Source organism: Pseudomonas sp. CMR5c, assembly GCF_003850545.1.
GTDB classification, from domain to species: Bacteria; Pseudomonadota; Gammaproteobacteria; order Pseudomonadales; family Pseudomonadaceae; genus Aquipseudomonas; species Aquipseudomonas piscis.
Genome location: NZ_CP027705.1, coordinates 2,414,635 through 2,428,139, shown reverse-complemented (window position 1 = coordinate 2,428,139; position 13,505 = coordinate 2,414,635). Strand labels below are relative to the sequence as shown.

The following is a 13,505-nucleotide window of genomic DNA, read 5'->3' as shown; positions in this document are numbered from 1 at the left end:
CACGCGCCACCTGCGCTGGACCGCCCAACGCTGGCCATCGCCCGGTGACACTGGACAGGCACGACCCTGGGCCGTAAAAAGTCCCTGCCCGCCCATCCCGAGGTCCTCATGCCACTGCACCGTCTACCGCTCCAGCACCTGCCCGCCATCATCGCCATCATCCTGGGCATGGCCCTGGCCATTGCCCGGGCCCTGGTGCCACTGGACTACTTCTGGGACAACTTCGCGGCCTATTGGCTGCCCCAGGCGCTGGTCCTCGGCCTGCTGCTCCTGACCCGCCCGACCTCGGCCATGGTCGCCGGCGCCGCCCTGGCCCTGGCCATCCACCTGCTGCTGTTCTGCCTGTGGATCACCACCCCGCAGGATGCCCTGGGCTGGATCTACTACTTGCTCAACTTCCCCGGTGCGGTGCTCGGCGCCGCCGCGGCCCGCTACCTGGCCAAGCGCCGCCCGCCACGCAGCGCCCTGGGCAGCGGCCTGCTGGGGTTCTTCGGTGTGGCGTTGGGCTTGTTGCTGAACTTCAAGCTGCAATAGCTGGCGTACAGCTGATTCGGCGCCGGCGGGCCCGGCGGCGAAAAAGGCCGAAGCCGCCCGCCCGACCCTGGCTGGGTCGGGCGGGCACGGCTTCAGACCTGACCGTGACTGAGATCGGCCAGGCGTCCTGACAAGGCCTGCATGGCCTCGCTGACCTTGTCCAGGGCCTGGGCGTCCCGGGCGTTGTCTTCGCTGATGCTGTGGATACGTACCGCCAGCTCGTTGATTTCCTGGGTCACGTGGCTCTGCTCCTGCGCCGCCACGGCAATCTGCTGCGCCCGCTGGGAAATGTCATCGAAGCTGTTGACCGTGCTCGACAGCGCGTCCGAAGCCCCGGCTGCCTCGCCCACCGCCTGGCGGGTGCGTGACTCGCCGGACTGGATGGCCTGCACCGCCTGGCGCGAGGCCTGCTGCAGATCGTTGATCATGCCGCTGATCTCGTTGGCCGAGGTCTGGGTACGCCCGGCCAGGGTCCGCACCTCGTCGGCCACCACGGCGAAACCACGGCCCTGCTCGCCGGCCCGGGCCGCCTCGATGGCGGCATTGAGGGCCAGCAAGTTGGTCTGCTCGGAGATGGCCTTGATCACGTCCAGGACCGCGCCGACCTGCTGGCTGTCCTGCTCCAGGCGCTGGATCACCGAGGCTGCCTCGGCCATTTCCGTGGACAGCTGCTGGATCGACTCGCTGTTGGCCGCCACCCGCTGCTGGCCATCCTGCACCACCACCAGCGACTGGCGCGCGGTATCGGCGCAGTTGTTGGTGTTCTGCGCCACTTCCTGGGCACTGGAGGACATCTCGGTGATGGCCGTGGCCAGTTGGGTGTTTTCCTGGCGCTGCTGCTCGGCGCGCCGGGCCAGGGTGCTGCTCAACTCGCCCAGGCGCGCGGCTTCGCTCTGCAACTGGCGGGCTTCGCTGGCGATCTTCTGCAGCATCTGCCGCAACTGCCCGGCATAGCGGTTGACCGCGCCACGCAGAGCGCCGATCTCATCGGCCCGATCCACGTGCAGCTCGGCATTGTCAGTGGCCTGGCCACTGCCCAGGGCATCGATCTGGCGGGTGGTTTCCTCAAGCTGGGCAATCAGCTTGTTGCCCGCCAGCCAGGCGAAGAACAGCAACAGGGCCAGCAATGGCAGGAGGAATACCAGGATCTCGGTGGTCATGGCCCGGGCCAGGCCGGTGACCCGCTTCTCTGGAGTCACCAGGCCGATGGTCCAACCGGTGCCAGGCATGGTGAACAGGCTGACTCGCGCCGCTTCCTGCAAGCGTCCGTCGCGGTCCAGGTCGAGGCTGCGCACCTGGCCGGGACGCGCCGCGCCGGCCAGGGTCTCGGCCACCGGGCGCAACCAGGCCTGCTGCTTGCTCAAGGCGTCGAAGCTGAGCATCTGCGCGCCACCGCTGGCCTGGGCGTCGGGGAAGTACAGGACGTTGCCGGCCTGGTCCAGGGCGAAGGCATAACCGCCGGTGACCGCCCCCTGTTCCTTGAGAAAGCGCGCCAGGTCGTCCAGGCGCAGGTCGATGGTGGCCACCCCGGCAAAGGCGCCGCCCTGGCGATAGGGCACGCTGCAGGTGGTCATCGGCACCTGGGTCACCGGGTCCTGGTAGGCCTCGGACCACAGGCAGTGCCCGGCAGCGCTATTGCGCGCCCCCGTGTACCAGGCTTCATGGTGATAACCGGCGCTGCCGGCGGCGTTGTAGTCATCGGAATACACCAGCGAGCCCGCGTCGCTGCGCCCCCAGAAGAAGCTGCGGCGTTCCACGCCCGGGGCGAAGGCATTGGGTTCCGGCCAGATCCCGCCACCGGCGATGGCCTTGTCGTTCTCGTGGTCGATCACCTTGGGCGCGGTGGCCATGACCAGCTCCGGCTCCTTGGGCAGGCCCTCGACCATGTGCGCCATGCTCACGGTCACGCCTTCGATCCCCGCCAACTGCAAGGCCAGTTGACGGACGATGGCACTGCCGGTCTGTTCGATCAGTGCCGAGCTCGCCTCCACTACCTTGGGTTGTCCCCGCAGGGTCATCACGGCAAAAACCGCCAACGCCGTGAACAGCAACAGCAGCACGCTGCCGAGGGTCAAACGATGAGACAGACGAACCGGAAGCAAAGCCATGACGAACTCCGTATCAGTTAGGCATCCCGACGTTATCGACCGCGACCGGTGTTCCCTTGAGAAAAGAGTGACATCGTTCACATAAATATCGCTTCCGGCCAGGGCACGCCCGATGCGTCAGCCTCGCCTGTTGCGCTCGCGCCGGCGGATCGCCGTCACTGTCTCACCGCCGGTACGCCCCCTGGGGGCCAGGGCCTGGAGCGCGGCACGGGTCTGCGGTTCGGTCGGATGCAAGGGGGGATCGACGATGCCCGGCGCCACCGCATTGACCTGGACCGGGAGCCGGCCAGTTCCAAGGCCAGAAGGCGCTCGCCGAGCACCCATGCGTGCAGTTCGAGTTGCCCAGCAGCGGACGCCGTGGGCCCTGGAGCTTTGGGGTCGAGGGGCGGCAGGTGGACATGCACACCTCAGGCAGCCTGACCTGCCTGGAGGATTTCCTGGCCACGGTGATCGCGGTGAAGAACGGCGGCGAGTTGATGGAGGTCCTGGCGCGGAGCCGGTAAGGCCGAGCCGCAGGCTCGAGCCATGGAAGCATGGTCACCTGCGGCTTGAGCCCTTATCGCGTGCGCCTCAACCTTCGAGCACCAGCATGAACTGGCTGAAGCGATCGATGCCGTCCTTGGACAGCTCCAGGCCCTTCTCGCCCATCCGCGACATCCACTTGCCGTTGTCGCCACGCAGGGATATCTGGCCGCTGGCCGTATCGATGGCGTAGGCGAACTGGCAATACGGGTCGATGCTGTCCTTGGACAGCTCCAGGCCCGTGGCCCCCATGCGCGACATGAACTTGCCGTTATCGCCCTGCAGGGCGAGCTTCTTGTCGGTGCCGATCTGCACCAGCACCACCTTGAACTTGCAGTACTGATCGATGGAACCCTTGGACAACTCCAGGCCGGTCGCGCCCATGCGCGACATGTAGTTGCCCGAGTCGCCACGCAGCGAGATGACACTACCGTTTTCGATGACACGTTGTGGAATGACGATCATGGTTGGCACTCCTTGCTGATTGGGTATGTCCTGCTTGCGGACAGCGCCTGCCACTACCGGACGCTGGCCTCTGGTACAGGTGCAACGACCGGCAAGACGCGCCGCAAGCGAAGTCTAGTCGAGCCCCTCGGCAAGCCTCGGGACTCCTGGCAGGAACAGGACCAGCGGTTGGGTGCCCCGGCGCCAGGCGGCGCCGGCGGTCTTCACTCCGGCGAGCGGTTGGTGTACTGCGCGAAATTCTCGGCGTAGTCCGTCAAGTGCTCGTCGAGCATGTGGCGGAACTGATCGACGAAGTAGTCCAGCGTCTGCTGCTTGGAAGCGGCCATTTCCTCGGCGTCACGGCAACCGGTGGCGCGGATGAATGCGCAGAAACGGGCATTGGCGTACATCAGCGAGGCGCTGACCTTGCCACGGCCGCAGGTGGCGACCTGGGAGTTGGCCAGGTCGATGATGGCGTCGGCGCGATCGAAGAATTCGTGATCCGGTTCGTTGGCCACAGGTGGGTCCTTTTACTGGGTATGAAAACGAGGCGCCGGAGTATAAGAGCTTTGCCCGGCAAAACCGACGGTTTTCAGCGCCGCGCCAATCTCCGCCTGCCCCTATGCTCCGGGCAAGGCCCGCAGATGCTCGGCCAACAAGGCTTCGCTCTTGCCCAGGGACAAAATCACGCTGTCATCGGCCAGCCGCTGGACCTGTTCCAGGTGCGACTCGCCCCGCGGCCGGTCACCGTCGAGGAATGCCGCCAGAGCCTGGCCCCGCGGCCGCAACCAGGGTGAGTACCACTCGACCTCGGCGGTCAGCGGAGCCCCTTGCAACAGGCTCGCGTCACGTTGCTGGCAGGCACGGCAGAAGGCCAGTTCCGTGCGCAACAGATCGACCACCACCTGCAGGCCAGGCAGCTCCCCTGCCCGACCCTCCAGCAGCCGCTCCAGTTCAGGTTCCATCGCCTGCGCCGCCGCCCAGTCGCCCTGCTCTTGCCGGGCAGCGAGCCGGTAGCTGAAGGCGACCAGGGGCTGGGGCATGGCCGCCTGGTCCAGGTGTTCGAGGTCCGCTTGCGGCAACTGCCCACTGGTGGCTCCGGCCACGCTCAGGGCCAGCAGTCGGGCGTAGGCCAGTTCCGCTAGCTGGTCATCACGATGAGTGAACCAGCGCCACAGCAGCAGGCCGTCACTGGGCATGGTCCCCAGGGTCGGAATGAGATTGGCCGCCCCCAGCGCCAGGTTGATCGCGGCAAACCCCAGGAGCACCGCGCCGGCCAACCCAGGCCAGGCGAGCCCGAGGCCCAGGGCGGCCAGGCCCGCCAGCAGGTTCAGCAATGGGCCACAGAACGCCACCGCCAGCCATTGCCCGCGCAGCGAGCGTTGCAGGTTGCTCGCCGCCATCACATAACCGCCCAGGCACTTGCGCAGGCGCAGCCGCCAGCCACGCCGTCGCGCCTGGAGTTCGAGGACGGTGAGCCGCATCGACAGCACCGGCATGCCCCACCAGCGGGCCGCCAGGTAGTGCCCGGCCTCGTGCACGAAGATGCCCAGGATCCCCAGCGCCAAGGCCAGGAGCAGCCCCAGCAATGGCCGGCCGCTGCTGGTGCCGATGACGAAGGTGGCACTGAACCAGCCGCTGATCACCAAGGCGCCTTGCACCATCAGCAGCAGTCGGTTCAGGGCCTTGGGCCAGTGCTTGCCATCCATTGCGTAACGTCCTCGAAGTGAACCTTGGGGAATCCGGGCGCGCAGACTGCCAGCTTTGCCCCCAACACCTCAAGCCGGCTCTCAGCAGGATCCGGGCCAATGCCGGGCCAGCACCGGGGCCACCCGGGGCTCGTGCTCGATGCGCTCGAGCAAGGCCACGAAGTGCGGCTGGCTGTGGCGCAGCGCGTCCCTGGCGCCGCCCCAACGCGACACCACCGCCGCCTGGATATCCAGGGCCCCGGGCGCGTCGCCACCCAGGAAAGGCCGTGGGGTGAACTGGCGGGCGAACAGCTCCCAGGCGTGGTGCAGGCGTTGCCCGGTCGCCTGGCGCACCCGCGCCTCCAGCGCCGGGTCGGCATCGCTCACCCAACGTCCCGGGTAGTCGAGGATGCCGATCGCCGAATAGCAGTTGGCGGCGATGTACACCAAGCCACGAATGACCTGGGCCCGCGCCGAGGCCTGGGTCGGCAGCAACCCGGAATCGGCGAACTGCAACCCGAGGTGGATCAGGATCGCCGCGCTTTCCGTGAGGATGCTGCCGTCGGGCAGTTGCAAGGTGGGAATCTGCAACAACGGATTGAGCCGCTCCAGGGCATCCCGCCCCGGGCTGGCTTGCCAGGGCGCGGCCTCGATACAGCGATACGGCGCCTGGCAATACTCCAGGGCAATCTCCACCATGGCCGACCCCGTGCCCTGGCTTCCATACAAGTGATACATCTTGGCGACCTCCAGGTTGACCGGGGCACTCTACGCCTATCGGTCCCGGGAACGACACTCCACGTGCAGCACCTGCTCGGCCACGGAGCGCGTCTGGAAGCGCACCGGCAGGAAGGCTTCGATCACCTGGATATTGCTCGCCAGATGATTGGTCAGGCGCGGCGTGGTGAAGCTGCCGCCACCGGCCAGAGCCATGGGCAGCAACAACTGGTCGGCCAGGCACTCGGCCACCGCCGCGCCGGAGGCCAGCCATTCCCGGGCCTGGTCGATGGCAGCATCGGCGACGCTTTCGGCCCGCAGGCCGTTCTGGGCGAAACCGCAGAACAACTCGGTCAGGTGCTCGTGGGCGAACTCCAGCAACAGCACGTTGCCCGGGCCGTATTGCTCATCCAGTTGCACGTCTTGCAGCTCCTCCCGGGACAGCCCCAGGCGATTGCCCACCCGCCGCAGTTCACGCTCGGCCACATGCTCCGGCAGGCCGGCGCTCAGGGCCCAGGCCCGACGCCCAAGCAAGGCGCCACGCTCTTGCAGATGCACAGGTTGCAGGGTCGAAGGCCGGACCAACAGTTCCAGCTCGCCACCGCCAGCCGGCACGAAACCATGGCGCAGCAACTGCAACTCCACCTGCGCGCCCATGCGCCGCAGCTGCGGCAGCCAGGAGTGCTGGAGGAAGTCCGCCGGTGGCGCCAGGGGATTATGGGTGCCGCCGGTAACCATCACCCGGCTGGGCTCCGGAGCCTGGAGCAACGCCGGCAGCAAGGTCTGCAACACCAGGGTGCAGCTGCCGGCGGTGCCGATGGAAAAGCGGTAGTCGCCGCCACGAATCGGCCCCGGTTCGAAGGCCAGCACCTGGGAGCCCAGCTCGGCCCCCCGGACACTGGCCCCGCACACCTGGGCAGCGGCCTGGACCGCCGTCAGGTGCTGGCGCATCAGGCCCGGGCGGCTGCGCCGGGCGCGTATATTGCCGATCCGCAGGGCCTTGCCGGTGAGCATCGACAGGCTCAGGGCACTGCGCAGTACCTGGCCGCCGCCAATGGCGCCGTCCAGCTCGATCACATCCTGTTTCATCATGTTCCTTAAGCGTAGTGCCGGACGGTGTCTCTCAAGTAGGCGTCCAGCAGGGCATTGTCTTCATGGGTGCGCGCAAGCTTCGGCACCGGGCGCGCAAGCTCGGCGGCGATGAAGTCGTGCAGCACCGGGCGCCGTGGACCGTAGGCGGACTCATCGGCACGACGCTTCAAGTCCAGCAGCTCATCCACCTCGTCCAGCAGTCGCCGGTCATCGACGGTCTCCAGCAGCTCGGCGAAGGTCATGGGCGGTCGGCCCCGGCCCTGGTCGATCCAGCGCACAGCCAGCAACGGTCGCAGCACATAGAAGTATTTCTTGAACCGCACGCTGTCGCCCTGGAGGTAGCCGCGAAAGTTCTTCCGGGCCATCGACAGGTAGTGGTTGCGTGCCGCCGGCGGGCTGTAGAAGGTCTCGGCCAGCTCGCGCAAACGCGCGGTCGCAGTCGCCTCGCGGCGATACACCAGGGGCGAGTCGAGCCATTCCAGCAAGGTCGGGTTGGACTTGCGCAGCAACCCCAGGGTCTTGCGCAGCTCCCAGCCACTGACATCCAGCTCATCGTCCAGAGGGCGCTCGATCACGTCCCGCGCGGCGTCCACCTGGATGAACCACTCGGGTTTCTCCACGTAGATGAAACGCACGTCATAGTCGCTGTCGGTGGAGGAGAACCCCCAGGCCCGGCTACCGGACTCACAGGCATACAGCACCTGCACATTGCGCTCGCGCTCGATCCGCGCCAGCTCCTCCAGGACCCGTTCGCGCATAGCGTCGTCCAGGGGGTGAAGTTCCTTGTCTACTTGCATGTCCTGCTTCCTGTTCAATCGGTGGCACTGGCCATCAGCACCCCCAAGGTCCGGCGTTCGGGGTTCCAGATGCTCAGGCACCAGACGCCCCACCACTCCAGGCCCTCATCGAAATAATCACTCCAGGCCTCGGTCGCCGCAGTGCCCTCGACCTCCCACTCCAACTGCAAGTCGCTCACCCAGTCGATCACCACCGGCCGCGCCTCGGGTTCAAGCCCCAGCAACGCCAGCCAGCGCTGGAAGATCGCCTCCGGCGGCTCGCCATCCTCGGGGAAACGCGTTCGGTAAGGCGGATCGATAAAGGCCTGGTACAAGGCCTGCGGACCTGGTAGCACGCTGGCGGTACCCAGGCGCTGGATCTCTTGCGCACCCAGCTCCCGAGCCACGGCCCGCTGCACTTCCCAGCGCATCGGCGGCGCCTCGCCGAGATCGGCATAGCGCGGATGTTCCTGGATCAGCCGGCGCCGCGCCTCGCGGCGCTGCTCTTCTATCTGCAGGTACAAGGCGCCAAGGGCCTGGCGATGCAGATCAAGGTCGACGCTGGCCTGTGGCGCGACGTCCAGCACCGCGAAATCGAACACGCAGTCCGCCTCACTCAATTGCCGGCGCAGGGCCTGGATCGACTCGTTGTCCTGCAGGTTCAGCAGTGCTGGCAGCATGTTTGCTCTCCTTGGTTCATGGCAGCCACTTGAGTGAGCCCGCCGGCAGTTCTCCGGTTTTTTCCATCATTCGTACCCGCTGGGTCAGCGCCTCGCGCAGCGGCTTGGGGGTCACCGGGTCGAACAGCGCATAACGCCCACTGCACCAGCCGGCCAATTGCGCCTGCCAGTAGCTCGCCTGTTGTGGGGCCTGGTCCAGGCACCAAAGCAGGTACTCCAGCTGCCGCCAGCCCGGCTTGAGACTCAGCAGCATCCGCTGGCGCCATGCAGGCAGCGCTGGCCAGTGAACATCCAGGTACTGCTCCAGGGCTTCGTCGAATACCGCCCAGGGTTGTTCGCGCAGCAGGCTGACCGCCATCTCGAAGACCTTGTCCGAGACATCGCCCAGGGCCTTGAGCTGCCAGGCCATGCCGCGCTCGCCCAGGCTATGCAGGGCCAGCAGACGAGTGTTCAAGGCCGGCGAGTCCAGGGCCAGTTGCACCATGGCATCGGCCCGGGGCTCTTGCAGTTCCCTGGCCAGGCCCAGCAGGCCCTGCCACTGCGACCGGTTTGCCGGCGCCGGTTGCAGCACCCGGGCCAGCAGCACTTCCCGTGGCTCCAGGCCATAGCGTGGCGCCGCCCAATGCCCCAGGCCACGCAGGGCCGCCGAGGGGTCGAGCAAGGCCTGGCGCAATTGCTCGCGCGGGTCGTCCAACAGCGGCAGCAACAAGCGCAGGGCCTTGACCCGCACGCTAGCGCCCGAGGTCCGCATGACCTGCTCCAGCAACGGCCGGGCCTGCTCTTTAGCCAGCTCGGCGCAGGCGTCCACCGCCATCTGCCGCACGCTGACCTCGCCATGGCCCAGGGCCTGGGCCAGCAGTGCCGGGCGATCCGCGCCACTGTCCAGCAGCAGCTCGAAGACGAACCGTGCGGCCCGGCCCCGGCAAGCGGCAAAGGCCTGCTCGACCTTGCCTCGTACTTGCGGCAACTGCAGCACCGCTCGTGCCCGTTCCAGGGTCGCCCCGTGGCTGACCCGCTGCTTGGCGGTCAAGGCCAGCAGCGGACCGAGAACCTGCAACCACAAGGCGCCATGTTCAGGTACCAGGTACAGCTCCACGGCCGTAGCCGCCTCCTGGCGAACCTGGGGTACCCAATCGTTGAGACGCTCCAGCAGCACCACCAAGGCGGCGGCCGACGGCTGGCGGGCCAGGCGTCGTACTGCCGACTGGCGCACGAAGCCATTGCCAAAACCGCTCAGGACCAGCCAGGCATCGTGTTCGTCCCGGGTTTGCCAGACTTCGCGCATCCGGCCAATTTCATAGTCGCTCAGTTGATAGTGCCAATCGGGCGGGCACTCCAGCATATCCATGACATCCATCGCTCTACCCCTTAACGCATACCACCTGACGCAAGGTATGCAGTACTTCCACCAGTTCGCGCTGGGCGTCCATCACTTGGTCGATGTCCTTGTAGGCCATCGGGATCTCGTCGATCACGTTCTCATCCTTACGGCACTCCACATGGGCGGTGGCGCGGATCTGGTCGGCCAGGGTGAAGGTGTTCTTGGCCTTGGTCCGGCTCATGGTTCGACCGGCACCGTGGCTGCAGGAGCAGAACGCCTCCTCGTTACCCAATCCGCGGACGATGAAGCTCTTGGCCCCCATAGACCCGGGGATGATCCCCAACTCGCCCTTCTTCGCCGACACCGCGCCCTTGCGGGTCACCAGCACCTCTTCACCGAAGTGGCGCTCCTTCTGTACGTAGTTGTGGTGGCAGTTCACCGCCTCCAGCGCCACTTCGAAGGGCTTGCTGATCACCTTGCGGGTGGCCTGGATCACCAGTTGCATCATCAACTCGCGGTTCTGCCGGGCGAAATCCTGGGCCCAGGCCACGGCCTCGACGTAATCATCGAAGTGCTGGCTACCTTCCTCGAAGTAGGCCAGGTCGCGGTCCGGCAGGTTGGCGATGTGCTGGCGCATATCCGCCTGGGCCAGGTTGATGAACAGGTTGCCGATGGCATTACCTACGCCGCGCGAACCGCTATGGAGCATGAACCAGACGCGGTTGGCCTCGTCCAGGCACACCTCGATGAAGTGGTTCCCGCCTCCCAGGGTTCCCAGATGCTGGCGGTTGTTGCTGTTGGCCAGCGCCGGGTACTTATCGGTGATCGCCTTGAACCGTGGATGCAGGGCCGCCCAGGCCTGGTCGGCCTGCTGCGGGATCTCGCCCCAGGCCCCCTTGTCTCGCCCGCTACGTGGCGAGGTACGACCGTGGGGCACCGCCTGCTCGATGGCGCTACGCAACCCGGCCAGGTTATCCGGCAGGTCGGAGGCGGTCAGCGAGGTCCGGGCGGCGATCATCCCGCAGCCGATATCCACCCCGACCGCCGCCGGAATGATCGCGCCCACGGTGGGGATCACGCTGCCGATGGTCGATCCCTTACCCAGGTGGACGTCGGGCATCACGGCCAGGTGCTTGAAGATGAAGGGCATCTTGGCGGTGTTCATCAGTTGCTGGCGGGCTTCGTTTTCCACGGGCACGCCCTGGGTCCACATCTTGATTGGCTTACCGTTGGCGACTTCCAGCAATTGGTAGGTCTTGCGTTCCATATCTTTTTACTCGTTCTTCCTGGGGCCCGAATCCGGGCCTTGTTATATCGGCAGCGCAAGAGCGGATTGCAGTCTTGCGCCCATGATCGATCGGGTGGCCGGTCATCCGGCAGGTCTTGGCGACAAAAAAAGGTGAAACATGCAGCCTGCTCTACCCCTGAGCTACCACCTTGCGGTGGGCGGGAATCGAACCCGCGACCAGGCTGTCCTGTAGTTCCACCGGCATTCGCCGGGTCAATCGGTGCAGGCCGGGCCTGCGGGCAGCGACAAGGGAACGGGCACATTTGCTCTACCCACTGAGCTACAGCCTTGCGGCTGGCGGGGCTCGAACCCGCGACACGATGTAGTACCCGTGGCATTCGCTGCCATCCCGCCAAGGCGGGGAAAACCTGCGACGACAAGGGATCGATGAAACGATGCACTCGCGTTCTGGTGGTTGAACCACGGCGCCCTTTTCGAGCACCGGCGGGGCTTGCACCCGCATCTCGAGCCTTGGATGTAGTTCCATCGGCATTCGTCGCAAAAAACCGCAAAACAGGTGGCGCGACAACAGTAGTGACTGATAGCCGGATTCGAACCGGCAAGACCAGGATGTACAGCCACCGGCATTCGCGCCGTCACCGGCCCTGACAAAATCTGCTGAGACGTCTTTGGATGTAGTCACAGCGGCATTCAGGGCCAATGATCAAGAAACTTCTGTGTGCGCCGACTACCCGGCGCATGCTCTGACTCAATAACCTGGCGCTCAGGGCGCCAGGGCCTCGATGGCTTTCACCCAGTGCTGGCCACCGTAGTTGCCGGCGATGAACTGCTCGATCACGTCGAACACCGCATCGCTGAAGCCACCGACATTGAGGATGTCCTCACGGTCCGGGGCCTGGGTGGTGGCCCCGGGTTGCATATCGATGCAAACCAGCCGGGCGTTGGGGTTGATCGCCTTGATCCGCTCCCACTGGCGCATGGTTTCAGTGGCCCCATGGCGCCGGGCGTCGATCCACGACTCATTGTCCGAGACCAGGATCAGCGTATCCAGCTTGAACCGCGCATTGGCCAACTGCGCCAAGGGTGCCGAGCAGTTGGTCCCGCCGCCACCGATAGCCGCCAGCTTCTGGGCGTTGGTCATCACGCTGTCCCGGGGATTGAGGCGGATATCCACCACTTCCCGCTCGAACGGCATGACCCGCGCCGTCGGCCGCTTGCGCAGGACCGCCGCCGCCACCAGGGCCGCCACGTCGATGCAGCGCACCGCTGTGGTGGCACCCTGGCGATGGCCAGTGACCGGACTGTGCATCGACCCCGAGACGTCCGGGCATACCACGACCGAACCGCTGAGCGCCGGCACGTTGGCCAGGGACAGCTCCAGGGCATCCTGCAGCGCTTCACGTACCCGGTACGGCACCTTCTGCCCCGCCATGCGGTAGGCCGCCAGCAGCTGGTACGGGTAGACCCGGGCCTTGGCCACTTCCTCGGCATCCGCCAGCCGCGCCGCCACATACTCCGTGCAACCGCGCACCTGGAACGCACCGTGGCGAGCCAGGGTGTTGAGGTTCATGCGCAGCCCCTGCCAGCCCATGTTGCGAGCCTGGGCGGCCCATTGCTCGGCGCTCAAGGTCTCGTTGCCCAGCAACTGGAACGGTACATCCGGCACCTGAGTGCTGGCCCCGCTGCGAAACGCCAGCAGCTCGCGGGTCAGCCCGGGCAGCGCCTGGACATCCACCGGCTTGCCGATCAGCCAGGCGAAGAATGCTTCGCGCCAGGCCTCGCGGGGCTTGGGGTGGACCATCTTGACCACATCCGCCAGCGACGGCTGGTTGCCGATCGATGCCTGCAACAGCTGGCGCTCGCTGGCGTTGTTCAGCCAGTCCTGTACCAGGCGCTTGGGTTGCGAGCCCAGGGACTTGCGACCAGTCACGCCGCTACGCAGGATCTGCACGTAGTTGCGCAGCATCTTGCCGTTGTCCACCACCTGGGCGAACAGCTCGGGCACCTGGACCGAACGTTGCGCGGTCAGCGCTGCCAGCAGCAGCGCCGGCATGTCCTTCATATGGCCTTGCTGGCGAGCGTAGCGAGCGGCCTGGGCCACGAAGCGGCTGTCGACTGCACCCACCAGTTGCAACACGGCTTCCAGCTGATCCTCGGGCGAGGTGTAGAAGGTCGAGTTCAGGCAACCGGTGACCGCCAGCTGAGCCAGGCGATGCTTGGCGTCGTAGGCGTAGGCCGGAGCCTGGGAGGCATTGCGGGTGTCGCTCGCCGGGGCTTTTGCCTGTTGGGTGTTGAACAGCTGCTGGTTGGCCATCTTGGCGTCTCGCTGGTTGTCTTGTTCGTTGCCAGAGATATTGCAGCCGCCGTGCCAGTT

The 13,505-nt window shown here is 66.2% G+C and carries 12 protein-coding genes and 2 pseudogenes; 2 read left to right on the top strand and 12 right to left on the bottom strand.

Annotation, left to right across the window (positions count from 1 at the left end; genetic code table 11):
• Positions 1-108 precede the first annotated feature (108 nt).
• Positions 109-534, top strand: coding sequence for a hypothetical protein (locus tag C4K40_RS11380; protein ID WP_022643612.1), 426 nt, complete (start codon positions 109-111; stop codon positions 532-534).
• Positions 535-626: 92 nt separating this feature from the next.
• On the opposite strand, the pseudogene C4K40_RS32220 reads toward C4K40_RS11380, so the two are convergent.
• Together C4K40_RS32220 and C4K40_RS32215 are read right to left on the bottom strand one after the other, a co-directional pair.
• A pseudogene (locus tag C4K40_RS32220) lies at positions 627-1,163 on the bottom strand (methyl-accepting chemotaxis protein); the annotation flags it as partial.
• Between the two features lie 585 nt (positions 1,164-1,748).
• Positions 1,749-2,384 (bottom strand): annotated as a pseudogene (locus C4K40_RS32215) (cache domain-containing protein); the annotation flags it as partial.
• Between the two features lie 584 nt (positions 2,385-2,968).
• On the opposite strand from C4K40_RS32215, the gene C4K40_RS31795 reads away from it, so the two are divergent.
• On the top strand, positions 2,969-3,145 hold the full coding sequence (locus tag C4K40_RS31795; RefSeq protein ID WP_157064377.1) for a hypothetical protein: 177 nt from the start codon (positions 2,969-2,971) through the stop codon (positions 3,143-3,145).
• Between the two features lie 67 nt (positions 3,146-3,212).
• Here the strand turns inward: C4K40_RS31795 and C4K40_RS11365 are convergent, their stop codons facing one another.
• The 10 genes from C4K40_RS11365 to C4K40_RS11320 form a co-directional block, all read right to left on the bottom strand.
• The gene (locus C4K40_RS11365; protein ID WP_053138426.1) at positions 3,213-3,629 is read right to left on the bottom strand and encodes a hypothetical protein; all 417 of its coding nucleotides are present in this window, start codon (positions 3,627-3,629) and stop codon (positions 3,213-3,215) included.
• A 203-nt stretch (positions 3,630-3,832) separates the two neighbouring features.
• Positions 3,833-4,126, bottom strand: coding sequence for a DUF3144 domain-containing protein (locus C4K40_RS11360; protein ID WP_022643608.1), 294 nt, complete (start codon positions 4,124-4,126; stop codon positions 3,833-3,835).
• Between the two features lie 102 nt (positions 4,127-4,228).
• Positions 4,229-5,317 carry a site-2 protease family protein gene (locus C4K40_RS11355; protein ID WP_022643607.1) on the bottom strand — a complete coding sequence of 363 codons (1,089 nt, stop codon included), beginning with the start codon at positions 5,315-5,317 and terminating at the stop codon, positions 4,229-4,231.
• Positions 5,318-5,398: 81 nt separating this feature from the next.
• Positions 5,399-6,034, bottom strand: a complete 636-nt coding sequence (locus tag C4K40_RS11350; RefSeq protein ID WP_031321440.1) for a glutathione S-transferase family protein — start codon at positions 6,032-6,034, stop codon at positions 5,399-5,401.
• A 36-nt stretch (positions 6,035-6,070) separates the two neighbouring features.
• Positions 6,071-7,102 (bottom strand): RNA 3'-terminal phosphate cyclase, encoded by a 1,032-nt coding sequence (rtcA, locus tag C4K40_RS11345; RefSeq protein ID WP_053138429.1) that lies wholly within the window; start codon positions 7,100-7,102, stop codon positions 6,071-6,073.
• An 8-nt stretch (positions 7,103-7,110) separates the two neighbouring features.
• On the bottom strand, positions 7,111-7,902 hold the full coding sequence (locus tag C4K40_RS11340) for a nucleotidyltransferase domain-containing protein (RefSeq protein ID WP_053138432.1): 792 nt from the start codon (positions 7,900-7,902) through the stop codon (positions 7,111-7,113).
• Positions 7,903-7,916: 14 nt separating this feature from the next.
• Positions 7,917-8,561, bottom strand: coding sequence for a hypothetical protein (locus tag C4K40_RS11335; RefSeq protein WP_053138435.1), 645 nt, complete (start codon positions 8,559-8,561; stop codon positions 7,917-7,919).
• A 16-nt stretch (positions 8,562-8,577) separates the two neighbouring features.
• Positions 8,578-9,918, bottom strand: a complete 1,341-nt coding sequence (locus tag C4K40_RS11330; protein WP_053138438.1) for a hypothetical protein — start codon at positions 9,916-9,918, stop codon at positions 8,578-8,580.
• Between the two features lie 4 nt (positions 9,919-9,922).
• On the bottom strand, positions 9,923-11,149 hold the full coding sequence (locus C4K40_RS11325) for an RtcB family protein (protein WP_053138441.1): 1,227 nt from the start codon (positions 11,147-11,149) through the stop codon (positions 9,923-9,925).
• Between the two features lie 745 nt (positions 11,150-11,894).
• Positions 11,895-13,445, bottom strand: a complete 1,551-nt coding sequence (locus C4K40_RS11320; protein ID WP_053138444.1) for a TROVE domain-containing protein — start codon at positions 13,443-13,445, stop codon at positions 11,895-11,897.
• Between the last annotated feature and the right edge of the window lie 60 nt (positions 13,446-13,505).

Excerpts from the sequence above, each read along its gene's own strand:
- C4K40_RS11350 (WP_031321440.1), bottom strand. The coding sequence starts at position 6,034 with ATGTATCACTTGTATGGAAGCCAGGGCACGGGGTCGGCCATGGTGGAG.
- C4K40_RS11380 (WP_022643612.1), top strand. The coding sequence starts at position 109 with ATGCCACTGCACCGTCTACCGCTCCAGCACCTGCCCGCCATCATCGCC.
- C4K40_RS11365 (WP_053138426.1), bottom strand. The coding sequence starts at position 3,629 with ATGATCGTCATTCCACAACGTGTCATCGAAAACGGTAGTGTCATCTCG.
- C4K40_RS11355 (WP_022643607.1), bottom strand. The coding sequence starts at position 5,317 with ATGGATGGCAAGCACTGGCCCAAGGCCCTGAACCGACTGCTGCTGATG.
- rtcA (WP_053138429.1), bottom strand. The coding sequence starts at position 7,102 with ATGAAACAGGATGTGATCGAGCTGGACGGCGCCATTGGCGGCGGCCAG.
- C4K40_RS11330 (WP_053138438.1), bottom strand. The coding sequence starts at position 9,918 with ATGGATGTCATGGATATGCTGGAGTGCCCGCCCGATTGGCACTATCAA.
- C4K40_RS11320 (WP_053138444.1), bottom strand. The coding sequence starts at position 13,445 with ATGGCCAACCAGCAGCTGTTCAACACCCAACAGGCAAAAGCCCCGGCG.
- C4K40_RS11325 (WP_053138441.1), bottom strand. The coding sequence starts at position 11,149 with ATGGAACGCAAGACCTACCAATTGCTGGAAGTCGCCAACGGTAAGCCA.
- C4K40_RS11340 (WP_053138432.1), bottom strand. The coding sequence starts at position 7,902 with ATGCAAGTAGACAAGGAACTTCACCCCCTGGACGACGCTATGCGCGAA.
- C4K40_RS11335 (WP_053138435.1), bottom strand. The coding sequence starts at position 8,561 with ATGCTGCCAGCACTGCTGAACCTGCAGGACAACGAGTCGATCCAGGCC.